Raw genomic sequence first — 25,364 nt, 5'->3', positions numbered from 1 at the left:
GTGACGTTATGAATATCGGACTGACCGGTGGAATTGCATCGGGAAAAAGTACGGTCTCCCAGTTGTTCGTACAGCAGGGAGCCCTTTTAATTGATGCAGATGCCGTCGCTAGGGAAGTGATGCAGCCCGGGCATCCGGTGCTGGCCGAAGTAGCGAAGCGATTCGGATCTGTGATGATCCGAGAAGACGGCACGCTAGACCGAGCTAAGCTGGGAAGTCTTATTTTCAACCATCCAGATGAACGTAAAGCTTTAGAAGCCATTACACATCCAGCGATACGCGCTGAAATGAGAAGCCGAGCTGCAGCATATGACGCAGCGCAACCGGGGAAATTAGTGATATCAGATATTCCTTTGCTCTACGAGACAGGACAAGGGAATGATTTCTATGAAGTCTTGGTGGTCTATGTGCCGGCGGATATACAACGAACAAGACTCATGGCACGTAATGGCCTAACGAAGGAAGAGGCTGAGGCAAGACTTGCCTCGCAGTGGGACATCGAACGCAAACGAGAACTCGCAGATGTTGTGATTGATAATAGGGGGACTCTTGCGGAAACGGAGCGACAGATTCATCAGTACATGGCAGATCGGGGTCTGTCATGAAATGGCTTCGTAAAAAGAGAGTATTGCTTGTCTTATTCCTCTCCTTTCTAGTACTAATCTTCGTCAATACGCAGTGGTTAACTTTATTTTATCCTATTCACTATAAGGACGAAATTCGTCATCATGCCGAGACGAATAAAGTGGATCCCTTCTTAGTAGCCGCTATTATTCGAGTCGAGACGAATTATAAAGCTAGTCAAGAATCGCCCAAAGGGGCTTTGGGACTGATGCAGATTATGCCGGATACAGCCAAATGGATCATAGGAAAGGCGAATCTTCCGGATATAAGCTTAGATACACTCAAACGGGAGCCGGATCGCAATATACAGCTCGGTACATGGTATTTGAAATCGCTCTACAGTCAATTTAATAACAATGAAATTGCCGTGATTGCAGCCTATAATGCGGGACCTGGGAAAGTGAAAGGCTGGTTAAAAAGTGGCACATGGGATGGACGACTGGATACGGTGAAGAATATTCCCATTGGGGAGACTCGGCACTATGTACAGCGAGTATCACATTATTATCAGCAGTATGTGGATATATACAAAGAATTTTAATGCAGGGGACGATCTAATAGGCTCTAAAAAGAAAGCATTGACCAGGTTTCCCTGAGCCAATGCTTTCTCATTCATTATTTGTATTGACCAGCCAATTGTTGTTCTGCTAGTGTCACCAAACGTTTCGTGATGTAACCACCGATCGAACCGTTCTCAAAAGAAGTCAAGTTACCTGCATATCCGTCTTGAGGAAAAGAAATGCCAAGTTCTTGAGCTACTTCGTATTTCATTTGTTCCAAAGCTCCAGAAGATTGTTTTACTACCAAGTCGTTTGTGTTGTTGTTTTGAGCCATTGTTGATTCACCTCCTCCGGTTGGTACAAGTATTATGTGCCGGAACCTCAAATCTCATAACACAAATATTATTGAAGATAATGGGAATCTTATTTTGGAAGGAAGTGATGCTGTGAAGTGTCCATACTGCGACTATTTAGGGACGAAAGTGCTGGATTCTAGGCCTGCTAACGAGAATCGCTCCATACGACGTAGACGAGAATGCGAGCAATGTAGCCGCAGATTTACTACGTTTGAGATGGTGGAAGAGACGCCACTGATTGTCGTCAAAAAGGATGGAAGCCGAGAAGAGTTCAGCCGAGATAAGATGCTGAGAGGTCTCATCCGTGCCTGCGAGAAAAGACCTGTTTCCATCGATCAATTGGAATCCATGGTCTCTGAAGTGGAGCGATCTCTAAGACATACGGCCATTGCCGAAGCGGAGAGTCGTCAAATTGGTGAACTTGTAATGGAACAGCTCTACCCTATTGATGAAGTAGCATACGTCCGCTTCGCTTCTGTGTACCGTCAATTCAAGGATATTAATATGTTCATGAAAGAATTGAAAGGTCTTTTATCTAAAAACACATCCGTAGACGAGTAGAGGCGAGAGGTGAAGATGAGAATGCGTGCAGCGAAGAAAGTCGGTCTTTCGCTTGGATTCTTAGCCAGTGAATTCACCATAATCGGAAGGAAGATGATATCGCATGGTATTTTCATGACGTATATCATACGCAAAGACCTGCTGTTCTAGCAGGTCTTTGCGTTGTAAGCGAAAAAAATAATTTATGTTCAGTTCTGTATTGTAGGGGGCGCTATTACCATGCAAGCTAGCAAGAAAGCCTATCCACATCTAGGCTTACTCATCATTGGAATCATCTCTATCGCGTTATCCTCTATTTTTATCAAATTATCATCGGCTCCTGCACCTGTTATGGGCATGTATCGCTTGTTCTTTTGCCTTATATTCATTAGTCCATGGTTGAAATGGCGTACGATAAATACACTTTTACGTAGTCTAAGTCGCAAGGAAATTGGACTCCTTTTTCTCGCCGGTCTTTTTCTAGGTCTGCACTTTCTACTTTGGATGGAATCATTAAATCATACGTCTGTTGCAAGTTCCATGATTCTTTTATCGTTACAACCTGTATTTGTAATGTCAGGTTCCTATTTGTTCTACCGAGTAAGAACGGCTTGGTCGGCGGCGGCAGCGCTATCCCTCGCGATGGTTGGTTCCATCCTAATTGCCTGGGGTGACATAGGGTTATCTAGTGAAGCACTATGGGGAGATTTACTGTCTTTGCTGGGTGGCGTAGCGTATGCGCTGTATATGTTAACCGGTCAAAATCTTTGCAAAAAGATGCCTTCTATGGTGTATAGTTTCTTCGTATTTGCTATTGGAGGCTTGCTTTTACTTGGATACAACTTAGGAAATGGCATAGAACTCGTAAAATACTCAGGCTCGAATTGGGTTATTTTCATATTGTTAGCGGTAGTACCTACCATCTTTGGACAGATGCTATTCAATCGTCTATTGCAAGTGATGCCTGCGTCTACAATCTCAATGGCGATTATTGGAGAGCCCGTATTTGCGATTGCTTTGGCGGCAATGTTCTTAGACGAACCGATAACCGCTTTTGCGTTGGTAGGAGGAGCAATGACACTAATTGGAATTGGATTGTATTTCTGGGTTGTACGCATACCTGAGGCTCCACTGCAGCAACAACCTTCGTGATGCAAAAAAAGCTGAAAAAAAAGGACATTCATCTTAATTCATCTTAAGTGGATGTCCTTTTTCAATATAAAAGTGTTAAAAAAGTTCTGTATCTAAGAAAATAAAAGCATCTTAGGATGAGAATGTTTAAATATATAAAGCATTCTCATGAATTCTCTAATGTAGGTATATACAAACTCCACTTCAGTTAATCCATTTTGTATACATATTTTTAATAGTATATTGAGGTGAATAAAGTAATTATTTACTTAGATGAATCCGGAATTGCTTTAAAAGGGTATTATTTTTTTGACTTTTATGACTTCGTAAGAATTGCAAAACCATCGAAATAGGGGAGTTCAAAACAGATGTTGTGCCGTAGTTAGTTGTATGAAAGGAATTTATAGGAATGAGTATATATTACGCTTCAAGCAAAGAGGATATCACTAAGGATGCACTCGAAGAGTTATTTTTATCGGTAGAATGGGAGTCTGGCAAGTATCCAAACGAGCTTTTCCAAGCCATCGGAGGGTCTCATTCCATTGTGACCGCTTGGGAAGGAGGAAAGCTTGTCGGTTTAATCAATGCTTTGTCAGATGGTATTTTGACGGTATATTTTCATTATATGCTTATTCATCCAAGTTATCAGAGTATAGGTATAGGTAAAGAAATGATGAATATAATGCTTGATCGATATAAAGGGTGTAAAACAAAAGTATTAATTTCTTATCCTCATGCAGTGGAGTTCTATAATAAATTTGGCTTTTATACAGAGGATGGGGCTACACCAATGTTTATCTCAGAGTTGATATGATTGAACTAACAGGACACGCTAATTCAAGAACAGCGGCAGTCTAAGACTCTATGATCAAGTCTTGTTCTGCCGCTGCTTTTTTAATGAATCCTTCTATAACTAATTTATAAAAGCTGAATACTCTCCAATTCAGAACCCCGTTAAATCAACATCCTCCATAAATCAACCAAACCCTATAATCCTTTATTTGCTCGGAATTAAAAGAAGTTATGGTAACAATTCCGAAGTAAATGTAGCTTGATTCTTGCCTGCTTTTTTGGAAGCATATAAGGCTTCATCTGCAAAACGAATCACTTGAAGCGGGTCGCTATCATCTAAAGGATAGACAGCTCCGCCAATACTGCAACCGATATGGATAAGGGCCTGATCGATAGAGAAGGGAAGGTTCAAAGTAGTGATTAGTCGTTCCGTTATCTTCCGCGCTTCCAGTATGGGATGTACTGCTGGCGTATGCAGCACAATTACAAATTCATCTCCACCCATGCGGCATATGAAATCTTGAGGACGGATACATTCTTTCATTCGCTGTCCGACAAGCTGGAGGAGCTGATCCCCGGTCTGATGTCCCCATGTGTCATTTACGTTTTTGAATCCATCTAAATCAATATATAGCAAGGTCAATGTCTCTTCATGTCCATGGACTTCTCGGATCGATCGGGACAGATGGTCTCCGAGGGCAATGCGGTTAGGTAGTCCAGTAAGTTTGTCGTGTAGAGCTAGGATGGACATCTGTCCTAGTTGATCTTCCGTACGTGTTAAGTTATGCACCAGATTTTGAAGAGATGAGGAGAGAATTTCAATATCCTTAATATGACGGTAGATTGGAATATGTACCTGTTCCCCACTACGAAGGAGATCTGCTGCAAGTGCAATTCGCTTGAGTGGGCGTGCGATCCAACCTGCAATAAACCAACCGAATATGGCAAATACCACCGCTGCGGCTGTACCCGTTAAAAGTATAGTATGACTAAGCTTCGTTGCCGAAGCAAAAGCAATATCTTCGGGTTCTCTTATCAGAATAGACCAACCTAGTCCGGCATAATTTTCATACCCTTGCCCATAAGCAAATCCCGTTAAATAGCTGCGTCCATCTGGATACTTGGCGAGTTCCCAAGAATTTTGACCTGCCCGAGCCTCGTCTACAAGAGGAATATTCAAGGGATGTCCAACCATTGAAGAAGGACCCAGCAGCACAGTGCGATCTTTTTTGCTAATAATGAAGATCTCAATATTTTTGTATCGGTTCTCCAGAGGTTTGAGGATAGATTGCTCTACTTGACGGGACCATTCCCAGCTAAGATGTGCGGCAAGAACACCTACGAGCTTTCCATTCTTAGCATAGACGGGTGTACTGATATCAACAAATTGCAGCGGTTCATCTTGTTTGTGAGGGATATAAGACGCTAGGAGTTTGGCATTATGAACATCCCCGATAAATAGGTCTTTTTGCGCTTCCGTAAAGACAGGCCTCTCTGACAAGTTCATTCCGGTAAGGATACCGTCGGTAGAGGCGAGTACATTTCCTTTGGTGTCCATGAAGCCTGACCACGTAAATACAGGGAAGCTCGTCTTTAATTGATCGAGTAGCTTACGGATATCTTCGGGTTGATCTGGACTACGGAATGCATCCAGCTTACTTAGCATTTGAATCTCTCCAGCTCTGGACCACATGAAATAATCTAGCTTTTCGGCCATCTGATAGGAGGTCTCTGCTAAAGATCCCCCGATCGTCTTCTTCACTTCTTCCGTCGACTCCCGCTCAATGATCCAGCTAAGAAGCCCTGTTAAGATGGCAATAAGAATGGCGAACACAATGGCAACAATAGAGCGTAAGCGTAAGGACAAGGGACATTTCTCCTAGCATGCATAAGTAAATGGCTGTAAATAAGTATAAATTGTCGAAAATGAACGTGATATGTAGTATATCGGCTGAAAATGTTGAATTGTAAAGCAGGCTATTTTTTGCTTATCAAAGTAGGTGGTTGCCCCTGACGCGACGATTTTAGACTGCATATCATACTTCGTAAGCTATCATAAAGGAGGAGTTACCATGTCAGGAATAGGTTGTGGTGGCGGAGCGGGATACGGAGCATTCACTTCTACAGGTGTTATTCTGGTATTGTTCATTCTACTTGTAATCATTACTCGGACATTTAGCTTGTACTAAACATTAGACGGACTCCGGTGCGCATTGCGCATCCGGAGTTTTCTAATTTTAGGATAAGCATTACACCTGACTCGCGTGAAGTTCAATACATAAGGTTGTGCCTTTTCCAGGCTGACTTGTTGCTCGAATGGTTCCTTGGTGAGCTTCAATAATCGCCTGAGTAATGGAGAGACCTAGACCAGCCCCACCTGATTTACGAGTTCTAGAAGATTCACTTCGGTAGAATCGATCAAAAATGTGTGCCAGATGCTGGGGTTCAATACCGCTCCCATTGTCTTGAATCTGCAAGGTGATCATATCTTCTGATGCCTGCAATGATACACGAATTAAGCCGTGTTCCGGATGCGTATGCTGCACTGCATTGTGGAATAGATTTAAGATCACTTGCTTCATACGATCGGGGTCTGCAAGAGCCGTTACATCTGCTGTAATATCCATGTCAACGGTTCGTTCGCCGGCCAGCATGTGGAGCTGCGGCTGCATTTCATAAAGTAAAGCGTCCATACGAACCTGCTGAAAAATCATTTGAGGAGCTTGATCGAGCTTCGTTAACAGCAGGAGATCCTCGACAAGTTTATTGATGCGTCTAGACTCGCCATGCATGCTTCTTAATGCAGCTTGTAACTTCTCTGGATTGTCCGCGGCTCCCCGCATGAGAACTTCCAAAAATCCATGAATGGAGGTAAGCGGAGTACGTAGTTCATGAGAAGCATCGGCAATGAATTGTCTCATGCGTTCTTTAGATTCTTTTTCCGCATCAAAGGAGTGTTCTAGTCTCTCAAGCATCCCGTTAAATGAAGCAGATAGACGGTCTATCTCGGTCTGTCCTTGGGCTTCGGGGAACCGTTCTGCAAGGTTCCCGGCATCTGTCTGTTGAACGACTTCCACCATACGAGAAAGAGGTATTAATGTTCTGCGAAGCACAGGAATATAGAGAAGAAGTCCTCCAGCTAAAGCCAGAACAGATAACACCGTGAAAATGAGAAGCTGCTGCAGTAACTGATCTCTTAGGGGGGCCGTATCCATTCCCATTTGAATAAGACTGGGTGTTTCACTAGGCGAATGTGTACGCGCATGACGTATGACAATAAGCTGTTCATTCCCTTTGTTATCTTGAGCGATTTCGTACTTGGATTCGTTCGGCGCCATAGGCAGTGTCTCTTTTTGCTGTAGTCGCTGGACATACACATTTTTCTGAAGCTGAGGTGCGGTCATACCATATTCAGCCGAAATGTCTTTGAAATTACCTTCTTGATCGATTAAAGCAAGCGAGGTCTCATGGAATAAAAAAGGTCTGCCGAGTTTTCGTACGCCAGCTTCGAACTTTGACGATTCTTCATCGGTCTGGGCAGGTCGATTCTCTATGGCTTCCTTTGTACCTAGGAGACCTCCAGGAAGGGACATAATCTGTGCCTCTAACGCTTCAGCCCGGCTTGAATATAGGAAATCTTTCATCAACCAATATTGCAATCCGCCAATTAGCATAAGCAGTGCAGCTAAGATGAACAAGGAGCGTACTAGAAGTTGGGAGCGCAAAGAACGAGGGGACAAGCGTTCCTTCAGAGATCGGGTAGGGGGGTGACTCCGCTTCTTGGTCATGGTAAATCTACCCGATAGCCCACACCGCGCAGCGTACGTATTAAGCGATGTTCTTTATCCCCCAGCTTGTCGCGCAAAGAGCGGACATATACCTCTACAATATTTTCTTCTCCTCCAAAATCATATCCCCATACCCGGTCCAAAATGAGCGTCTTGCTTAAGACAATCCCATGGTTCATCACCATGAATTTCAGAAGTTCATACTCCGTCGGCGATAGTTCAAGCACTTTATCTTGGTGCGTAATTTCTTTCCTGCGATCGTCTAGACGAAAAGGTCCATGCACCACTTCTCCGAGCAGGTCTGGGAACTGATTGCGCAGCCTTGCTTGAATACGTGCTAATAGTTCATCAAAACTGAATGGCTTAATCATATAATCGTCAGCGCCGAGTGTGAGTCCTCTAACTCGATTCTCCACCTCGTCTTTGGCTGTAAGCATAATAATGCCAGCGCCGTAGCTAAGGTTTTCTTTTAGACGAGCAATGGCTTCAAATCCGTCCATTTCTGGCATCATCACATCTAAGATAATGACATGCGGTTTGAATAAAGGGGCAATCTCTACGGCCGAGGCTCCATCGGGAGCGGTCTTGATCTCAAATCCCTCGCTAGATAGGCCAAGTTCTAAGAACTGAAGAATATGCGGTTCATCATCTACTAGTAAAATTCGAATTCCTTTTGGGGGTTTCATGGCGAATTCCTCCTGCTAATCTTTCTCTTCCTTAGTATCGTCCATCAAGCTGAATTTAGGCTGAAAAATACATTCAGCGAACATTCAGCGGGCACTCATACCCACTTCAGATAAGGATGGCACAATGGAGACAGGTTAATCAAGGGAGTGATGAAGAGAGATGAGAAATTTCATACAGAAATTAGGCAGAGATAAAGTTCTTTTGTTCATTGTAGTGATTGCAGCTTTTTTGAATGGGTATGGCATTTGGAATGACAAGTACGCGAATACGTACTACACCACAGCAGTCGCTAGTATGCTGGAGAACTTCCATAACTTTTTCTATGGTTCATTAGATTCAGCAGGGAGCGTAACGGTAGACAAACCGCCTGTAGTGTTCTGGATTCAGACGGTGAGTGCTTATATTTTTGGATTACACGGTTGGAGTGTGATTTTGCCACAAGCGCTTGCCGGTGTGGGATCGGTAATTCTAGTCTATCTGTTGGTCAAGCCAACATTCGGCCGAACGTCCGCAAGAATGGCTTCGCTAGCTATGGCGCTTACACCCATCGCGGTGGCGGTGAGCCGCACGAACAATATCGATAGTATGCTGGTCTTTACTTTGCTTCTGGCTACATGGTTCTTATTCCGTGGAGTTCGGCAAGGCAAGGTCATTCATCTGCTTGCGGCATTTGCTTTTATCGGCGTCGGCTTCAATATGAAGATGCTTCAGGCCTATATGGTCCTACCGGCGTTCTACTTATTTTATATTATGGCTTGTTCATTTCCTTGGAAAAAGAAGCTTGGCGTATTGGTTGCAGGCACGGCTGTACTTGCAGCGGTCTCCCTATCCTGGGCAGTTACGGTAGATTCCATTTCCAAGGATAATCGTCCCTATATCGGGAGTAGTCAGACTAACTCCGTATTGGAACTTGCTTTTGGCTATAACGGGGTGTCTCGTCTAACCGGGAATCAAAACGGTGGTGGTGGCGGAGCAGGTGGCGGCATGCCTCCAGGTATGAATGGGGAAATGCAGGGCAACTTCCCAGGCGGTCAGAATGGGCAGGGCCCAAATGGAAATGCACCTTCGAACGGAAGTGTTCCATCAAACAGCAGTACAGCAGACAATAATGATGCATCAAAGGGAACCGACCAAGCGAATGGCAATGGTCAGAATACCGCGGCAGGTAGCCCAAGTGATGGCAATGCAGTGACGCCTCCTTCTGGAACAAATAATGGTCAAGGAATTCAGGGTTCAGATGGCGGTAGCGGTAATGCAGGCCAGACGCAAGGAAATAATCCCTGGAACCGTGAGGATGGCGGTCGTAATGGTCAAGGCGGTGGTGGAATGGGAGGGATGTTCGGAACGGGAACGAAAGGCCCACTTCGTCTCTTCCAGACTGAACTATCCGGTCAAGCCAGTTGGTTGCTTCCTTTTGTACTCCTAGCTTGTATCGCTCTATTCGCTGACGTTCGGCGTAGACACTTTTTTAATAAATTCACACAAAAGCATAAAGAAAGTTTGTTCTGGATGGCTTGGCTTGCACCGGGAATGGTATTCTTCAGTATTGCAGGATTCTTCCATCACTATTACCTAATTATGTTAGCACCTCCAATCGCGGCATTAGTGGGTGCAGGATGGACCGTTCTCTGGACAGCTTACCAAGAACGGAAAGATTGGCAGTCATGGCTGCTTCCTATAGGAGTTCTGCTGACAGCAGGGTTCCAATATTATATCGTTCAAGCTTTTAATTCTAAGATTGGCTCGGGTTGGTCTATAGCTATATTAGTAGCAGGTATTGCCGTTACGGTAATATTAATAGTCATCAAACGTCGTGAACATGCGTGGAAACACACAGCTGCGGTAGCAGGTTTGCTTGTTCTGCTCATTGGACCTGCATTCTGGGCGCTGACTCCGATAACTTATGGACTGAACAGTATGATTCCCCAAGCTGGCCCGGGTACAAGTAATGGGATGGGCGGCATGGGCGGCGGTATGGGATTCCCAGGCGGTATGGGATTCCCAGGCGGTATGGGAGATAACGCTAGTGGTGAGATGACGATGCCACCAGGCATGAATTCAGGTAGCGATTCCTCGTCAGGTACGGCAACGGTACCGGGACAAGGAGACGTGTCTAATTCCGCAGATAATGATCATAAAACGACAAATCGTGATCGGGGTGGCAGCATGGGTGGCGGCGAAAGTGAGAAAGTCAACGCCAAGCTGCTGGCTTATCTTAAAGCCAATAACGCTGGTTATAAGTACCTATTTGCAACAAACAGTTATGGTACAGCAGCCCCTTATATGATTGACGAGCAACAAAAAGCAATTATTCTGGGTGGATTCTCAGGTTCTGATCCTGTATACACTACGGCGAAGCTCAAAACCCTTGTAGAAACAGGCAAAGTGAAATACTTCCTCATCGGTGGCGGTATGGGCGGCGGACGAGAAGGAACTTCCGATCTAACCACTTGGATCAAGGCCAACGGAACGGTAATTCCCGCTTCTACATGGGGAGAGACTACGACGACCTCTGAAGAGGATAGTGCGATGCCAGGACGCAGCGGAGCAGCGACATTATACGAAGTACAACTTAATTCTGCAGCTAAATAGAAGGGAGGATCCGCTATGAGTAAGCAGATCAAATATTCGATTATCATTCCTATGTACAATGAAGAAGCCGTAATTCAAGAGACCTATCGACGTATCAAAAAAGTGATGAGTACCACAGGGGATACGTATGAATTGATATTTGTGAATGACGGAAGTAAAGACCAAAGCGCTGAGATGATTAAAGATTACAGCTGCTGGGATGAGACGGTGCGACTCATTGATTTCTCGCGGAATTTTGGTCACCAAATTGCAGTTACGGCAGGGATGGATTATGCATCTGGGGAGGCGGTCGTCATCATCGATGCCGACCTCCAAGATCCTCCTGAACTTATTTTGCAGATGATTGCGAAATGGAAAGAAGGCTACGAAGTTGTCTATGCCAAGCGGATTAAGCGAAGCGGTGAGACCTTTTTCAAAAAAACATCGGCCAGTCTGTTCTACCGTGTACTGCGAGCGACTACCGAAATTGATATCCCGGTCGATACAGGGGATTTCCGCCTGATGGATCGAAAAGTCGTCGAGGAGATGAAGCGTCTTCCCGAAAAGAACCGTTTCGTTCGCGGCTTGGTAAGCTGGGTGGGTTTTCGGCAGACGCCGGTGGAGTACGAACGGGACGAACGTCTGGCAGGGGAGACCAAGTATCCGCTGAAAAAAATGATTAAACTCTCTTTAGACGGAATCATGTCCTTTTCCTATAAGCCGCTTAAGCTTGCGGGATATCTAGGTATGGCTTTATCCGCTTTTGGATTTGTGTATCTGCTCTATGTACTGTATCTAGCCATCTTCACGCATGCGACAAGTAAAGGCTGGCCCTCGCTTGTCGGCATTACGTTAATTTTTGATGGAGCCGTTCTAATTATGCTGGGTGTTCTGGGGGAATATATTGGGCGCATCTATGATGAGACCAAAGGCCGCCCCCTCTATATTGTTAGGGAGACGCAGGGGCTTGCAGATTCCAGAATAGCACGACGCGAACGCGCTTCTTCCTATGAATAAGCGACTAGCTCAACTGTTCAAATTCGGATTCGTCGGGGCCTTGAACACCATTATTGATTTGTGCATCTTTACTTTACTTAGTTGGGGTGGCGTAGGAGCCATCTTAGCTCAGATCATTTCTTATTCTTGCGGTGTACTGAACAGCTATGCTCTGAATAACAATTGGACTTTCCGTGAGCAAAAGGAACAGCATGCGGGTGCAAAATTAGCTCGTTTTATCATCATTAATCTAGTTGCTTTGGCAGTCTCTTCCCTAATTATCCATCTGCTATATGATCGGGCTACTTGGGGCCTTACAGCATCTAAGCTCACAGCAACCGCAGCTAGTATGATTGTGAACTATATCGGAAGCCGATTCTGGGTTTTCCGTTCTATACCCAAAGACAGGAGTGAATCCGTATGAAAGTAAGAAAAGCAGTTATCCCCGCAGCAGGATTGGGTACGCGATTCCTGCCTGCGACCAAAGCCCAACCGAAGGAAATGCTTCCCATTGTAGATAAACCAGCCATTCAATATATTGTAGAAGAAGCCGTGAAATCAGGCATTGAGAGCATTATTATCGTGACTGGGCGGAACAAGAAATCGATAGAGGATCATTTCGATAAATCGGTAGAACTGGAACGCATTTTGCGTGAGAAAGGCAAGTCTAAATTGCTGCATGAAATGGAAGCGATCAGCGAGTTGGCAGGAATTCATTACATCCGGCAGAAAGAACCACTAGGTCTAGGCCATGCTATCTTGTGCGCGCGCCAATTCATTGGTGATGAACCATTCGCTGTCTTGCTCGGCGATGACATCATGGTCTCCGATCCCCCGGCTACCCGCCAGATGATCTCCTTATTCGAGGAGACGGGTCGCCCTGTCGTTGGAGTTAAGCATGTACCTTTAGCAGATGTGAGCAAGTATGGCATTATTGATCCTTCGGGTGGTGGGGAAGGACGTTATGAAGTGGATGGACTTGTAGAGAAACCTTCTCCTGAGCAAAGTCCTTCTCAACTGGCTGTAGTCGGACGCTATGTGCTTCAACCTTCCATTTTTGATGTGCTAGAGCACATGGATCTCGGAGCAGGAGGCGAATATCAACTAACCGATGCTCTCCATGCTATATGCCGAGAAGAGCAGATGCTAGCTTTAGAACTGAGCGGCAAGCGATATGATATCGGCGATAAATTCGGGTATATTCAGGCCACACTGGAGATTGGACTGAATCAAGAGGAGCTTCATCCTCTCTTGAAGCCTTATTTGAAGCAGTTGGTGAATTGGTAACACGTTATGAACATGATACAACCCTCTTCGAGTTTAAACTTGAAGAGGGTTTTTTGAATTGGGGGATATATATCTTCAACAAAACGACGATAAATAGCCCTAGAAATAGGCCAACGGTTAATCCTTTTGTTAGATCAGATAATGTAGAACTGTGTAACACTAAAGGACATAGTATGAGTGCTAATAATGGAATAATAAATAAAGCGGGAATTGACTTTATCATATATAACATCCTAACTTTAATGGTTTGCATTCATTCTTTCTGTTAGTTCGTACAAGTAGTTCATTCTAGAGGTCTGCCAGAAAACCCTCTTATTGACATTGAATAAAAAATAGAAAATCGGATATAATACAAACAAGTGTTCGCATATTATAATAATGAACTATATAGATGAAGTAGAAAGGAAGAGAGAGTATGGCGGGAAAATTGGAGGCGAACGGATTATGGGAATCCTCCAGAATGATGTTACCTGAACATAAGGCGGCTATTCTACGAGCAGGACGTGAACAACATCGTCAAATGAAACCCATTCTAGATCCACAGGAAATGGAGGAGATCGAGCGTCTGTTAGATCAATCTCTGCGCAGCCACGTTCAGGTTACTCTTCGAATTTATGGGGAATATGAGACCCGAGAACTTCGAGGCATCGTTACTTCTATTCATACGCACAGTAGAGAGATTAAATTACAATGGCAGGATGGCTGGGAATGGATTCGTATTAAAGAAATCTTGGGTGCATACGAGTAAATTGTGTATCCTCATCCGTGTGTGGAGGATGACATACTAGAACAGAAAAACAATTAAATTCTCTTAGCAATGAAGTATATTTTTCAAACCATCTCTAGATACTATGTGAAATATAGGAACTGGAGGGACAATAATGAGACATTTGCTGAAAAAATCGGGGCTGGTCCTGATGACGGCCTTCATGGCCCTTGCTCTAGGATTAGCGGAACCCACGCAGACTTATGCTGGAACAGACCCTTCTTATGCCAAGTGGGGCACCATCGCTGTCAAAGAGACGCAGAAAAAATACAATGCAGATATTACAGACTATCTTCATGTCGGTCGGAAGCCGATTAAAGGGGATGTCGTAGAAGAACAGTTCAAACTCATTGTACGTAAAAAATCTGAACAAGAGTTTGGTGTCTTTGTGCATGTTCAGTTTGATGAAAAGTCAGGAGAACTTCTCGGTATTCGGTACGAAAAGACTCAGCCGTAAAGGTGAGTCTTTTCAGTTCGCGAATTGGTATATTCGAAACAAGAACTAATTTATAAGACTGAAGCCTTAAGGTACATGGGACTTACCCCATTCCCCCAAGGCTTTTTTTACTGGAAGCTAAAGGTTGCGAGAGTATGACTACAGAGAGGATAGAGGCAAAATATTAGAAGACGAATGAAGGACGCCGATCTCAAGATCTAGACCTTCTTTAGATTCAATTTCTTCTCGGACATAGGTGATTTGAATGTGGGCAAATCGCTCTAATTGCTTAAGAGAGGCATAGGGACGGAAAGCTTCGAATAAGGCATTCCCCCTTATGAAATGGCGATCATCTTGAAGTTGTTTGGAGTAGTCCAAGACATATAGTATACAGTCCATGGCGTCGTTAAAACGATGCTTCTTGAGATAGTAGATGGAGGCTAGATTGTAGGCAGATAGGCATGAATTTTGATAGAATTGATCGTACTGATGGAAGGGGAGAAGACTACTAAATAAAATGCTTAACTCGGCATGAACATCTAAATTATGTTCAATTGCGGCTTCCAAAATCGTAATAAGACCGGATAGACGTTCTTTAGGGTTCTCCATAAGTAGTCTCATATATTCCTGAAGTGGGGAGAGATCACCAGAAAGAAGTTTTACTGTAAAGGTATTCGCAATAGAGTATAGCAAAAATTGTTTTTTATCCTTTTCAGCTTCAGGTCCGGTTTCAAGAATCCAATCTAAATCGGCATACTTTTCTATGGAAAGTAAAGACTGTGAATACTGTTTTTTCTTATGGTAAGCAAGGCCTTGCATGAGATATCCAAACCCAAAATAATAAGTTATAGATCTTTGTAAAGACGAAGGATGCGGAGTATTTAATGTATAGGAGCTTGCCTGTGAGATTCTTGTAATTACCACGATCAATTGATTAGCAAGAGCGAGGGATTGATCCCAATTTTCCAATGAGAAGCTCATTTTTAGCATACTAACTATAGAATCTAGTGGAATATCATAATCTGAGAAATTATAATCTTTGAAATTGGCACCTCCATTCAAAAATATTATTACATAATATGATAATAAAGTTAAAATATAGTATAGTCTAGAATATATTTTAAAATTAATTTAGATGATAGACATAGTAACAAAATAATAGAAGGTCACTCTAGTCAACATGAAACATTAAAACCCCCTAGAAACAGGGGGTTTTTTGTAAACCTTCTTTATTGCTGAACACCAGATGATGCCGGTTGTCTGAAATGTCCGGGCTCAGGACGGGCAAGCCCCAGATGCTCGCGAAGTGTAGTTCCTGTATATTCTTTACGGAAAATGCCGCGTTCTTGTAAGAGAGGAACGACTTCATCTGTGAATAATTCAAAGTCGCCGGGAAGGACAGGCGCCATCACATTGAATCCATCGCAAGCGTACTCATTGAACCATAACTGCATGAGATCGGCTAGCTGTTCCGGCGTACCTACGAATTGTAAGTGTCCTCGTGCGCCTAGCATTTTTCGACCTAGCTCTAGAATCGAGACATTTTGCGTACGGGCTGTGTCCATAATGAGCTGCACACGACTTTTCATCCCATTGGATTTCTCTACGGGATCTGGAATGTCAGGTAAAGGTCCATTAGGGTCATAAGAAGAAAGATCAAAACTAAGGAAATGAGATAAGATACCAACGGCAGCTTCGACTGGAATCAGATCAAGCAGCTGACGCTCTTTCGCTTGCGCTTCTTCTACGGTCGCCCCCAGAATAGGAGAAATGCCTGGCATGATCTTAAGGCTACCGGGCTTACGGCCGGATTCCACGAGCTTGGCATTCAAGCCACTATAAAAGGCTTTGGCGGATTCCAGCGTCTGTTGGGCTGTAAAAATTACTTCACCGTATCGGGAAGCAAAAGACTGTCCTTGCGGAGAAGATCCGGCTTGGATCAACACGGGATATCCCTGCGGAGGGCGGGGAACGGTGAGTGGTCCTTTGCTGCTGAACCATTGTCCCTTGAAATCAACAGGTACAACTTTAGCGGAGTCAGCGAACTGTCCAGTCTTGCGATTGAGTACCAGCGCATCTTCGAGCCAGCTATCCCATAGACGCGTGGTGAGCTCTACGAATTCCTCTGCCATCTGATAGCGCAGCGCATGTTCTGGGTGTTTGTCGCGTCCGAAGTTGTGAGCTTCAATATCGAGTTGCGAAGTAACGATATTCCAGCCTGCTCTTCCTTTACTGATCAGATCCAGCGTTGCGAATTTGCGGGCAACATTGTATGGCTCATTATAAGTAGTAGATACAGTGGCTGTAAGTCCAATGCGGCTAGTTACGGCAGACAGTGCTGATAATAAAGTCATAGGATCCAGCATACCCACGGCCGCTTGGTCTACGTTCTGCACATGTAGCAAATCTGCAAAAAAGATCATATCGAACTTGCCGCGCTCTGCGATCTGAGCTAATTTTTGATACATTTCAAATTCGAATAATTCTTCCACGCCGGAATCAGGATGGCGCCATCCTGCATGATGGTGTCCCGCATAGTAGATAAAGGCTCCTAGATGAAGCTGATCTGTACGATTGCTTTGAGTCATAGAGTCATGAACCTCCTTAAAGTTAAATGTTGTTGGATAGATATATAGATGCGCTGTGTAGCTCCGCTCTTTCTCATCTATGGTAATTCAGGCAACTCCAGTAACTTCCAAAAATCATAGCACTCCCGAAACTCCCGAAACTCTGGTAATCCCTTTTGTGTGACCTAGTGAAATTTAATGGGAATCATCTCTAATCACCTGAAAAACTCAGTACATAGTAATGAACTTGCTTCCTATAGTAGAAAAGTTATCACCCTCTAGAGTTGTCCTTACTAGATGAATCGTCATAGCTCTTCACCCTGTGTACGTGTCACGCCAACCTAACAGTTTCTTTTCAAGCTTACGTACTACATAATCCGATAAGGCACCCACGATGGCGAATAGAATAATGCCTACAAATACAATATCCGTATTGGAGTAACCCCGAGCCTCCTCAATCATAATGCCGATCCCCGAGCTCGTTCCCATCATCTCTGCAAATACGAGAACTAACCAAGAGATCCCTAAAGCGAGGCGAAGTCCTAGCAAAATATTCGGTAGTGCCGTCGGAAGAATTAATCTACGGATCATCTGCCAGCGGGAGAAACCAAGAATACGGGTTACTTGGAACAGCTTCGAGTCCACACTTCGAATACCTAGGAACGTATTGAGGTATACGGGGAAAAATGCACCTAGTGAGATGAGCAACATCTTACTGAATTCCCCGATGCCGAACCACAGAATGAATAGGGGGGTCAGCGCTAACAATGGAATGGTGCGCAGCATCTGTAAGGAAGGATCAAGCGTTCGTTCAATTAGCCGACCTATTCCTGTAAAGGTACCTAGGGCAAGCCCAGCTATGGAGCCTAGGGCAAATCCGGCAATGGCGCGTACGAAGCTAATCGATACATGCCGATACAGTTCACCGTTCAGTGCAAGTTCAATGAATCGACGTAAAATGGCAAGCGGTGTAGGCAGCTGGGTCGGAGTAACCCATCCCAAGTATCCAGAGAGTTGCCAAAGTGCAAGCACCACAATAGGGACGAGCCAACCGTGGAGCCATGAAGGAATATGATTTAGCCAGCCGAGCCGAGAGTCTGAATTAGCGGTTACCTGAATTGGTGGATCTGAAGCAAAGTGTGGACGGGATTCAGCCATCATTAATGTCCTCCTTCTCCTTCGTAGTTGTCTCTCCAGCGAAGCAAGCGTTTCTCTACCCAGAAGACGAGGGAATCCGATAATTTCCCGGCTAAAGCAAAGATTAGAATACCTACGAACATCACAGTAGTTAGGGATAACGCGCGGGCGTCGTTAATGATGAAGCCGATGCCGGAGCTTGATCCCATCATTTCTGCAACGACCAGACCGATCCAAGCTACGCCCAGCGATAAGCGTGCCCCTAACAAAATGTTGGGAAGAGCCGCGGGAAGGATCAACTTAGCAATCATCTGCCAGCGAGAGAATTCCAGCACCCGAGCTACATCAAACAATTTATTGTCTACCGATCGGATTCCGAGGAACGTATTCACATACAGCGGGAAGAATGAACCCTTAGCGATCAATAGAATTTTGGAAGTCTCCCCAAATCCAAGCCATAAAATGAATAGCGGAGCAATGGCCAGATGAGGAAGCGTGCGTAACATCTGCAAAGAGGGATTAATCAGCCGCTCGGCTTTCACTGAGAAGCCTACCCATAATCCAGCCGCAATGCCGAGGCTCCCCCCAAAGATAAAGCCCAGCACGACACGCCAAACCGAAACACCCAGATTCCGCATAAGCTCCCCACTTTGAAGCATAGAGATCAGTTCTTCCCCGATATCTAGTGGAGTCGGTAATAAAATGGGATTCAGGAGGTCTGCCTGACCAGCAAGCTGCCAGATGACAATGATAGTCACCGGAAGCAGCCATCCGATGAGTCGATTCGTAAGAAGAATCTGGCGGGGCCGAGGTGCTCTTTTTCGCTGGGGCTTCACCTTAAGTTCTGGAAGTGGGACCACTTTGGGACTTGGATTTGCCTCATACATAGCGTAGCTTCTCCTCTCGTGAGTTACTTGGTGCTGGATTTGAGCGCTTCATTAATGAAGGTGTTATTGACGATCTTGGATACGTCGATTTTTTTGCGGATCGTTCCAATAGAAGATTGGAAATCGGCGGTCTTCTGAAGTTCTGCAGTTATTTCTGGGGTAACCGGAATGTTAATGGAAGTGGAACGTTGAAGCATGCCTTCTACTATAGGAACAGGAATTTTGTAATCTGCCGCATATTTTTTGGTGACTTCCGTATGATTATTTTTTTCCCACTGGAGGGACTTTTCATAGACAGACAAGTAGGTAGAGACTAGCTCAGGATACTTATCGGCGATTTCTTTACGTACAATATTGAACGAAGGAGCTAAGACACCTAGAGCTTCACCTTCATATAGCACTTTGCCTTTGCCGGTCAGGGTATTAATTGTAATGAATGGATCCCAAGTTGCCCAAGCATCCACCTGTCCCGAGTCAAAAGCAGGCTGAGCATCATTCGGCTGGAGCTGAATGATTTGCACATCAGAGGCTTCTACCCCTGCATCATGCAGACTGCGTGTAAGCAAGTTATAGGCGTTACTGCCTTTAGCTACCGCCACTTTTTTGCCTTTCAAATCCTTGATATCTTTGAGTGTGCTTTTGGCGGGCACAATGATTGCTGTATTACGCTTACCATCGAGTACCTGTGAAATAATCTCGAACGGAATGCCTGCTGCCTGTGCCGCAATGATGGGCATGTTGCCAAGTCCGGCAAAGTCTAGTTTGTTAGAAGCCATGGCTTCCGTCATCGGAGGTCCACTCTGGAATTCAGCCCATTTAACGGTTACGCCCAGCTTCTCAAAAGCCTGCTCATACCATTTCTCTTCCCGAGCTTTGGCGAATAATCCACCCGTTCCTTGTACACCTAACGTTAACGTAAGTCCTTTATAGTCCGTTTTTCCGTCTGCGGTTACGGTCTTCGTCGTATCTTTGCTAGCACATCCGGCTGTAGCTAGTACTGTAATGAGGAGAAGTAACGCAATTGACCATTTTTTCATGGAGATCGCTCCTTATATTTAGGTGGAAGACAGAATTATTTATGAAATTTTGAATTATGAATTATGAATTATGAAATTACGAAATTACGAAATTACGAAATTACGAATTATGAGATCTAGATAGTTATAGAATGTGAAAATGGATTACCTACCGAGTAAAAGTAAGTTAAATCCCAGCTCCTGGATCGATAGCGGGACCATCTACTTTCTCAAAAGCTTGCAGTACAAGTCGTCTTAACTCTTGGAAGGAAGACCCCGTGCGCGTCCGTGGAAACGGTAAGTCGATAGATAAAATTTCTCGAATATGACCAGGTCTTGGGTTCATAATTACGACTCGCTCTCCCAGAAATACAGCTTCATCCAGATCGTGCGTCACGAAGAGCATTGTTGTACGGTTTTTTTGCCAGATATCGAGCAGAACTTCCTGCATATGAGCTCTAGTAAAAGCATCCAATGCTCCGAACGGTTCATCCAGCAGTAACACTTCTGGATTTCTGAGCAGAGCCCGGGCTATAGCTACACGCTGTGCCATCCCGCCGGACAGTTCCCGTGGGTACGAAGATTCAAAGCCTTGCAAACGAACTAAGGCGATTAATTCCTGAACGCGCTGTTTGATCTCGGGCTTCTTAAGTGAGAGATTGGCGGCGATATTCTGCTCCACGGTAAGCCAAGGGAATAATCGAGGTTCCTGAAAAATAACCCCTTTCTCAATTCCTGGTCCTAGAATGGGCTTTCCATTCAGATGAACCTGTCCTTCGAATTCCGTATCCAGCCCCGCTACGATCTTAAGAAGCGTGCTTTTGCCGCAACCACTGGGTCCGATGAGCGTAATGAACTCCCCTTGCTTAACGGTTAATTGAATCTGAGATAGGGCATGGACAGGACCAGAAGGAGAAGCGAACGTGCGATTTAACTGATCAATGATCAAAGAAGGAGCTGACATAACCAACCTCCAATCTAATAATAAACGCATGAGAATTATCGGAATTATGATTAAAGAAATGACAGCTCTTGAGATACGAAGTACGTAACTCTTAAACTGCCGTAATCTCCAGTTGGTCTGGTAGATCTATGTATACAATATGAATATATATTCGGTTTGTTACATGCATTCTACCAAGGCGCGGAAGAATATGTCAATGGTTTTATCCCATCTGTTCACTTGGATTAATGTCGATTGCTAAATGGAATGTACTAGAGGGGGCAAAACAGACGTATGATCTGATCGACATTAATAGATACAGGTATTTCATAACCGGGTGCACGCTGAAGGGTAAGTCCCTGAATTAGACTAACAAAATAGAACGCAAGTTGAAGCGGATCACCATCTACGACGTGACCTTGGGATTGACCTCTCTCTATAATTCGAGCCATGGGCTGAAGGTTAACGGTGAAGCGATCCGTAACATCTTGCCGGATATGATGTGGAACCGAGACCGTTGTACGTGCACTTTGTAACATAATCGTATAGGCCCAATTAATAGGATTCGCAAGCCAGTCGCAGGCAAATTGATGCAGGATTTGGTAGGTGTCCAGTTCAGTATTTTTTTCTAAAAGGCTCAGATTGTGTCCATAATTCAGTTGTCCTTGCCTGAGGACCTCTGCGAAGATGTCATCCTTGGATTTAAAATAGTGATACATATTCCCGATGCTGATCCCAGTTGCCTTGGCGATATCACTCATACTTGCAGCTCCAATACCTTTGGTAGAAATTACACGTATGGCCGCATTTAGAATTTGCTCAATTCGTTCCTCACGTACTCGCTGATCTCGTATTATATTTCTAGGGGACAAGACGGGAGCCTCCTTGCTAGCTTATACTTCGAATATAGGTATCATAGCATAGGGATAATTTAGAGGAGGAAACGAACGTTTATGAGGAGTCATCGTCGAGTTGAATTTTCTGTTGAGACTGTGAAAAGTAAAAAAACTACAGTAGTTATTTCTTGGACGATAATCATCTTATTGCTTATATTTGCTCTAATTATATTTCAGAACTTTGCAACCAAGAGGGCTGAACTTGTAGATAATCAGATTCAAGATTCATACATCATGGGGGAGACCGCAAACACAGGTGTTTTTGAACTAAATGTTACCGATATATCGGAAAATCAAGGTCCTGATCGTTTCATAGGTTTTGAGGTTAGTATACATAATCGGTCCAATCATCCGCAGATGCTTATGAAAGAGACATTCTATCTTCAGCGTGCAGATGGTAAAGTTCGAAATGCTAGTTTGCTGGCTATTGCAGATCATTTAAAACCGAATGAGACGGTTAAGGGGACTGTGCTTTTTAATGTTCCATTGGATTTAAATATTGAAAAATATAATTTGTTCTTTAATCCATCTGAAGGAAGAAAAGTTTATTTTGATACAGTTAGAAAACGTCCATAATATAGTTTGAGGCACATTAGAACATTAGTGCATAATTATTGTTGGATTGTATAATGAAGTGTATTACCTCAGTTATGAAAGATTCATTAGCGGGGTGTGTCAGCTTGGTTATCTTCATATAAAAAATTTGCAATATATCTATGGAGTGTGATATATTATTCTGGCGGAAAGAAAACGGTAGGTAATGAGAACGTTAATTCCGAACGACAAGGGGCCTTAGCTCAGCTGGGAGAGCGCATCGCTGGCAGCGATGAGGTCAGGGGTTCGATCCCCCTAGGCTCCACCACAACTGTGGACTCTTAGCTCAGTTGGTAGAGCAGTTGACTCTTAATCAATTGGTCCAGGGTTCGAGTCCCTGAGAGTCCATCCATATTTATGAAAAAGACCACCATTTTAGGTGGTCTTTTGCTGTATTTGAGAAAGTAGAAAGCCAGCCTAATATCTAATTATAGTGTGATTGTTGTACAGAGGAAGGGGCGCTGTTTCTCTGTAAAACATAGGTGTATAATCAATTGAAATATCAAATGTATTTTTTTACATAGGATTTTATATAGGATAGGTATCTTCATTTATTCCAAGGCTCGAATAGATTACGGCTGGAAGCCATTGTATCCGACGTGGAGGACAGGTTTTGCTGAGAGTCTAGCACCTTATTAATAGAAGTATAAAGAGCCTCGGAATCGATCGGGATTCCAAGGCTCTTATTTGTTTATTAATTGTTTATTGTGTTTTTGTATAATAAATCAGATTTTTGTCGAAGAGAGGACGAGAGCTATGAATCATCAAAGAAAAGCGAAAATATGGTTGAGGAAGCTATGCTTCATGAGCATGGCGTTGCTTATTGCCAGTACATATATTGTACAATTTCCGGTATATGCAGCAGCTGAGACATGGAGTCAATTTGGCCGGATTGGGCCAATCAGCAGTTCGAACCCGGGAGGTTTTATCTCTCCTAAAGGAGTGGTGGTAGACAGCTCCGGGAATGTGTACGTGGCTGATACTTCCAATCATCGCATACAGAAGTTGACCCTGTCGACGAATACATGGAGTGAGTGGAAAAAGGTCGGCGGCGGCGTAGGAAGCGGTTTGGGTGAGTTTAATGGTCCAAGTGCAGTGGCGGTAGACAGCAGCGGAAATGTGTACGTAGCCGATTCAGGCAATCATCGCATACAGAAGCTGACCCTTTCGACGAATACATGGAGCGAGTGGAAAAAGGTCGGCGGCGGTGCAGGAATCGGTCTGGGCGAGTTCAACAATCCAAGGGGAGTGGCGGTAGACAGCAGCGGGAATGTGTACGTGGCCGATAGTAGCAACCATCGCATACAGAAGCTGACCCTATCGACGAATAGATGGAGCGAGTGGAGAAAGAGCAGCGGCGCCGGAGTCACAGGAAGCGGCTTGGGTGAGTTTAATTTTCCTAATGGAATGGCAGTAGACAGCAGCGGGAACATTTATGTGGGCGATACTTTCAACCATCGTATACAGAAGCTGACCCTATCGACGAATACATGGAGCGAGTGGAAAAAGGTTGGCGGAGGCTCAGGAAGCGGTTTGGGCGAATTTAACAATCCAAGAGGAGTGGCATTAGACAGTAACGGGAATGTATATGTGGCTGATAGTGCGAACTATCGTATACAGAAGCTGACCCTATCGACGAATACATGGAGCGAGTGGAAAAAGGTTGGCGGCGGTACAGGAAATGGCTTGGGTGAGTTTATTAGTCCAAATGGCGTGGCGGTAGACAGAAGTGGGAATGTATATGTCGCCGATGACGGTCATACTGTTCAGAAGCTGAGCGCAGCCAACAATACATGGACTCAGTCGAGTGTAATAGGACCGGTTAACGGAAATATTCCGGGCGAGTTTGCTTTTCCAAGAGGAGTGTCAGTAGACAGTAGCGGGAATGTGTATGTGGCTGATACTTTCAACCATCGCATACAGAAGCTGACCCTATCGACGAATACATGGAGCGAGTGGAAAAAGGTCGGCGGCGGTGCGGGAAGTGGCTTGGGCGAGTTTAGTAATCCAACTGGAGTGTCGGTAGACAGCAGTGGGAACGTGTATGTGGCTGATAGTAGCAACCATCGCATACAGAAGTTGACCCTATCGACAAATACATGGAGCGAGTGGAAAAAGGTCGGCGGCGGCGCAGGAAATGGCCTGGGCGAGTTTAATAGTCCGAATGGGGTGGCGGTAGACAGCAGTGGGAATCTATATGTGACTGATACTTTCAACCATCGCATACAGAAGCTGACCCTATCGACAAATACATGGAGCGAATGGAAAAAGGTCGGCGGCGGAGCGGGAAGCGGTTTGGGCGAATTTAGTAATCCATATGGATTGGGGGTAGACAGCAGCGGGAATGTGTATGTGGCTGATAGTGGCAACCTTCGCATACAGAAGCTGACCCTATCGACAAATACATGGAGCGAGTGGAAAAAGGTTGGCGGCGGCGCAGGAAGCGGTTTGGGCGAGTTTAGTAATCCAACTGGAGTGTCGGTAGACAGCAGTGGGAACGTGTATGTGGCTGATAGTAGCAACCATCGCATACAGAAGTTGACCGAATCGACGAATACATGGAGCGAGTGGAAAAAGAGCGGTAGCAGTAATGGAACAAGCTTGGGCGAGTTTTATAATCCATATGGATTGTCGGTAGACAGCAGCGGGAACATGTATGTGGCGGATACTTTCAACCATCGTATTCAGAAACTGACAGTGCCAGCCACGCCAGCCGTAACGCGTGTAGTTGTCGATCCGAGCAGCAAAAGCGTAGTACAAGGAGGAAGCCAGCAGCTTACCGCGGAGGTAAGCGCAGTTGGTGGGGCCGAGCAAACGGTGACCTGGACCAGCAGTGATGTCAGCGGCAAA

25 protein-coding genes and 2 tRNA genes are annotated in these 25,364 nt (G+C 44.7%); 16 read left to right on the top strand and 11 right to left on the bottom strand.

Annotation, left to right across the window (positions count from 1 at the left end; all coding sequences use genetic code 11):
• Positions 1-8: 8 nt before the first annotated feature.
• Positions 9-605, top strand: a complete 597-nt coding sequence (gene coaE / locus J2Z69_RS17555) for a dephospho-CoA kinase (protein WP_209865713.1) — start codon at positions 9-11, stop codon at positions 603-605.
• The gene (locus tag J2Z69_RS17550) at positions 602-1,165 is read left to right on the top strand and encodes a lytic transglycosylase domain-containing protein (protein ID WP_209865709.1); all 564 of its coding nucleotides are present in this window, start codon (positions 602-604) and stop codon (positions 1,163-1,165) included. Before coaE ends, J2Z69_RS17550 begins: the two co-directional genes overlap by 4 nt.
• 74 nt (positions 1,166-1,239) lie before the next feature.
• Here J2Z69_RS17550 and J2Z69_RS17545 read toward each other — a convergent pair whose 3' ends face one another.
• A complete protein-coding gene (locus J2Z69_RS17545) occupies positions 1,240-1,458 on the bottom strand; it encodes an alpha/beta-type small acid-soluble spore protein (protein ID WP_209865706.1) in 219 nt (72 codons plus the stop codon).
• A gap of 112 nt (positions 1,459-1,570) precedes the next feature.
• On the opposite strand from J2Z69_RS17545, the gene nrdR reads away from it, so the two are divergent.
• The 4 genes from nrdR (at position 1,571) to J2Z69_RS17530 (ending at position 3,965) form a co-directional block, all read left to right on the top strand.
• On the top strand, positions 1,571-2,041 hold the full coding sequence (nrdR, locus tag J2Z69_RS17540; protein ID WP_209865703.1) for a transcriptional regulator NrdR: 471 nt from the start codon (positions 1,571-1,573) through the stop codon (positions 2,039-2,041).
• 15 nt (positions 2,042-2,056) lie between these two features.
• Positions 2,057-2,191, top strand: coding sequence for a hypothetical protein (locus J2Z69_RS19345; protein ID WP_281069422.1), 135 nt, complete (start codon positions 2,057-2,059; stop codon positions 2,189-2,191).
• Positions 2,192-2,260: 69 nt separating this feature from the next.
• A complete protein-coding gene (locus tag J2Z69_RS17535) occupies positions 2,261-3,172 on the top strand; it encodes a DMT family transporter (RefSeq protein ID WP_209865700.1) in 912 nt (303 codons plus the stop codon).
• Between the two features lie 388 nt (positions 3,173-3,560).
• On the top strand, positions 3,561-3,965 hold the full coding sequence (locus tag J2Z69_RS17530; protein WP_209865697.1) for a GNAT family N-acetyltransferase: 405 nt from the start codon (positions 3,561-3,563) through the stop codon (positions 3,963-3,965).
• A 207-nt stretch (positions 3,966-4,172) separates the two neighbouring features.
• On the opposite strand, the gene J2Z69_RS17525 is transcribed toward J2Z69_RS17530, so the two are convergent.
• From J2Z69_RS17525 to J2Z69_RS17515, 3 genes are all read right to left on the bottom strand, one after another.
• Complete coding sequence (locus J2Z69_RS17525) at positions 4,173-5,810, bottom strand: sensor domain-containing diguanylate cyclase (RefSeq protein WP_209865694.1); 1,638 nt, start codon at positions 5,808-5,810, stop codon at positions 4,173-4,175.
• 382 nt (positions 5,811-6,192) lie between these two features.
• Positions 6,193-7,731, bottom strand: a complete 1,539-nt coding sequence (locus J2Z69_RS17520; RefSeq protein ID WP_209865692.1) for a sensor histidine kinase — start codon at positions 7,729-7,731, stop codon at positions 6,193-6,195.
• On the bottom strand, positions 7,728-8,417 hold the full coding sequence (locus J2Z69_RS17515) for a response regulator transcription factor (protein WP_209865689.1): 690 nt from the start codon (positions 8,415-8,417) through the stop codon (positions 7,728-7,730). Before J2Z69_RS17515 ends, J2Z69_RS17520 begins: the two co-directional genes overlap by 4 nt.
• Before the next feature lie 160 nt (positions 8,418-8,577).
• Here J2Z69_RS17515 and J2Z69_RS17510 point away from each other — a divergent pair, with 160 nt between their 5' ends.
• The 6 genes from J2Z69_RS17510 to J2Z69_RS17485 all read left to right on the top strand — a co-directional run bounded on the left by J2Z69_RS17510 (position 8,578) and on the right by J2Z69_RS17485 (position 14,495).
• A complete protein-coding gene (locus J2Z69_RS17510) occupies positions 8,578-11,010 on the top strand; it encodes a glycosyltransferase family 39 protein (protein ID WP_209865686.1) in 2,433 nt (810 codons plus the stop codon).
• Between the two features lie 15 nt (positions 11,011-11,025).
• Complete coding sequence (locus J2Z69_RS17505; RefSeq protein ID WP_209865684.1) at positions 11,026-12,006, top strand: glycosyltransferase family 2 protein; 981 nt, start codon at positions 11,026-11,028, stop codon at positions 12,004-12,006.
• The gene (locus tag J2Z69_RS17500; protein WP_209865682.1) at positions 11,999-12,409 is read left to right on the top strand and encodes a GtrA family protein; all 411 of its coding nucleotides are present in this window, start codon (positions 11,999-12,001) and stop codon (positions 12,407-12,409) included. The genes J2Z69_RS17505 and J2Z69_RS17500 overlap by 8 nt, the downstream gene beginning before the upstream one ends.
• Positions 12,400-13,272, top strand: coding sequence for a UTP--glucose-1-phosphate uridylyltransferase GalU (galU, locus tag J2Z69_RS17495; protein WP_342591625.1), 873 nt, complete (start codon positions 12,400-12,402; stop codon positions 13,270-13,272). Before J2Z69_RS17500 ends, galU begins: the two co-directional genes overlap by 10 nt.
• 415 nt (positions 13,273-13,687) lie before the next feature.
• Positions 13,688-14,020, top strand: a complete 333-nt coding sequence (locus J2Z69_RS17490; RefSeq protein WP_209865679.1) for a YolD-like family protein — start codon at positions 13,688-13,690, stop codon at positions 14,018-14,020.
• A gap of 133 nt (positions 14,021-14,153) precedes the next feature.
• Entirely contained in the window at positions 14,154-14,495 is a 342-nt protein-coding gene (locus J2Z69_RS17485) for a DUF3889 domain-containing protein (protein ID WP_209865677.1), read from the top strand.
• Positions 14,496-14,633: 138 nt separating this feature from the next.
• Here the strand turns inward: J2Z69_RS17485 and J2Z69_RS17480 are convergent, their stop codons facing one another.
• From J2Z69_RS17480 to J2Z69_RS17450, 7 genes are all read right to left on the bottom strand, one after another.
• Positions 14,634-15,443 carry a hypothetical protein gene (locus J2Z69_RS17480; RefSeq protein WP_209865675.1) on the bottom strand — a complete coding sequence of 270 codons (810 nt, stop codon included), beginning with the start codon at positions 15,441-15,443 and terminating at the stop codon, positions 14,634-14,636.
• 260 nt (positions 15,444-15,703) lie between these two features.
• A complete protein-coding gene (locus J2Z69_RS17475; protein ID WP_209865673.1) occupies positions 15,704-17,062 on the bottom strand; it encodes an LLM class flavin-dependent oxidoreductase in 1,359 nt (452 codons plus the stop codon).
• Positions 17,063-17,356: 294 nt separating this feature from the next.
• Positions 17,357-18,199, bottom strand: coding sequence for an ABC transporter permease (locus J2Z69_RS17470; protein ID WP_245339437.1), 843 nt, complete (start codon positions 18,197-18,199; stop codon positions 17,357-17,359).
• A 2-nt stretch (positions 18,200-18,201) separates the two neighbouring features.
• Complete coding sequence (locus J2Z69_RS17465) at positions 18,202-19,065, bottom strand: ABC transporter permease (protein WP_209865669.1); 864 nt, start codon at positions 19,063-19,065, stop codon at positions 18,202-18,204.
• Positions 19,066-19,088: 23 nt separating this feature from the next.
• A complete protein-coding gene (locus tag J2Z69_RS17460) occupies positions 19,089-20,102 on the bottom strand; it encodes an aliphatic sulfonate ABC transporter substrate-binding protein (RefSeq protein ID WP_209865666.1) in 1,014 nt (337 codons plus the stop codon).
• Between the two features lie 166 nt (positions 20,103-20,268).
• Positions 20,269-21,045 (bottom strand): ABC transporter ATP-binding protein, encoded by a 777-nt coding sequence (locus J2Z69_RS17455; protein WP_209865663.1) that lies wholly within the window; start codon positions 21,043-21,045, stop codon positions 20,269-20,271.
• Positions 21,046-21,296: 251 nt separating this feature from the next.
• Positions 21,297-21,896 carry a TetR/AcrR family transcriptional regulator gene (locus J2Z69_RS17450; protein WP_209865660.1) on the bottom strand — a complete coding sequence of 200 codons (600 nt, stop codon included), beginning with the start codon at positions 21,894-21,896 and terminating at the stop codon, positions 21,297-21,299.
• A gap of 81 nt (positions 21,897-21,977) precedes the next feature.
• Here J2Z69_RS17450 and J2Z69_RS17445 point away from each other — a divergent pair, with 81 nt between their 5' ends.
• From J2Z69_RS17445 to J2Z69_RS17430, 4 genes are all read left to right on the top strand, one after another.
• Positions 21,978-22,496: a DUF4352 domain-containing protein gene (locus J2Z69_RS17445; protein ID WP_209865657.1), complete on the top strand. Its 519-nt coding sequence runs from the start codon at positions 21,978-21,980 to the stop codon at positions 22,494-22,496.
• Positions 22,497-22,706: 210 nt separating this feature from the next.
• A tRNA-Ala gene (locus J2Z69_RS17440) sits at positions 22,707-22,782 on the top strand.
• A gap of 7 nt (positions 22,783-22,789) precedes the next feature.
• Positions 22,790-22,862 (top strand) — tRNA-Lys (locus J2Z69_RS17435).
• Between the two features lie 456 nt (positions 22,863-23,318).
• Positions 23,319-25,364, top strand: a 2,046-nt coding sequence (locus J2Z69_RS17430; RefSeq protein WP_209865652.1) for an Ig-like domain-containing protein, incomplete at its 3' end; no start/stop codon positions are given.

The sequence above is a fragment of the Paenibacillus shirakamiensis genome (assembly GCF_017874255.1).
Classification (GTDB): Bacteria; Bacillota; Bacilli; order Paenibacillales; family Paenibacillaceae; genus Fontibacillus; species Fontibacillus shirakamiensis.
Note: the sequence above shows the minus strand (reverse complement) of the source record. Positions and strands in the feature narration are given on the sequence as shown.

Bases quoted from the DNA above. Each gene is read 5' to 3' on its own strand.
- coaE (WP_209865713.1), top strand. From the start codon at position 9: ATGAATATCGGACTGACCGGTGGAATTGCATCGGGAAAAAGTACGGTC.
- J2Z69_RS17550 (WP_209865709.1), top strand. From the start codon at position 602: ATGAAATGGCTTCGTAAAAAGAGAGTATTGCTTGTCTTATTCCTCTCC.
- J2Z69_RS17545 (WP_209865706.1), bottom strand. From the start codon at position 1,458: ATGGCTCAAAACAACAACACAAACGACTTGGTAGTAAAACAATCTTCT.
- J2Z69_RS19345 (WP_281069422.1), top strand. From the start codon at position 2,057: ATGAGAATGCGTGCAGCGAAGAAAGTCGGTCTTTCGCTTGGATTCTTA.
- J2Z69_RS17535 (WP_209865700.1), top strand. From the start codon at position 2,261: ATGCAAGCTAGCAAGAAAGCCTATCCACATCTAGGCTTACTCATCATT.
- J2Z69_RS17530 (WP_209865697.1), top strand. From the start codon at position 3,561: ATGAGTATATATTACGCTTCAAGCAAAGAGGATATCACTAAGGATGCA.
- J2Z69_RS17520 (WP_209865692.1), bottom strand. From the start codon at position 7,731: ATGACCAAGAAGCGGAGTCACCCCCCTACCCGATCTCTGAAGGAACGC.
- J2Z69_RS17515 (WP_209865689.1), bottom strand. From the start codon at position 8,417: ATGAAACCCCCAAAAGGAATTCGAATTTTACTAGTAGATGATGAACCG.
- J2Z69_RS17510 (WP_209865686.1), top strand. From the start codon at position 8,578: ATGAGAAATTTCATACAGAAATTAGGCAGAGATAAAGTTCTTTTGTTC.
- J2Z69_RS17505 (WP_209865684.1), top strand. From the start codon at position 11,026: ATGAGTAAGCAGATCAAATATTCGATTATCATTCCTATGTACAATGAA.
- J2Z69_RS17500 (WP_209865682.1), top strand. From the start codon at position 11,999: ATGAATAAGCGACTAGCTCAACTGTTCAAATTCGGATTCGTCGGGGCC.
- J2Z69_RS17490 (WP_209865679.1), top strand. From the start codon at position 13,688: ATGGCGGGAAAATTGGAGGCGAACGGATTATGGGAATCCTCCAGAATG.
- J2Z69_RS17485 (WP_209865677.1), top strand. From the start codon at position 14,154: ATGAGACATTTGCTGAAAAAATCGGGGCTGGTCCTGATGACGGCCTTC.
- J2Z69_RS17475 (WP_209865673.1), bottom strand. From the start codon at position 17,062: ATGACTCAAAGCAATCGTACAGATCAGCTTCATCTAGGAGCCTTTATC.
- J2Z69_RS17470 (WP_245339437.1), bottom strand. From the start codon at position 18,199: ATGGCTGAATCCCGTCCACACTTTGCTTCAGATCCACCAATTCAGGTA.
- J2Z69_RS17465 (WP_209865669.1), bottom strand. From the start codon at position 19,065: ATGTATGAGGCAAATCCAAGTCCCAAAGTGGTCCCACTTCCAGAACTT.
- J2Z69_RS17460 (WP_209865666.1), bottom strand. From the start codon at position 20,102: ATGAAAAAATGGTCAATTGCGTTACTTCTCCTCATTACAGTACTAGCT.
- J2Z69_RS17455 (WP_209865663.1), bottom strand. From the start codon at position 21,045: ATGTCAGCTCCTTCTTTGATCATTGATCAGTTAAATCGCACGTTCGCT.
- J2Z69_RS17445 (WP_209865657.1), top strand. From the start codon at position 21,978: ATGAGGAGTCATCGTCGAGTTGAATTTTCTGTTGAGACTGTGAAAAGT.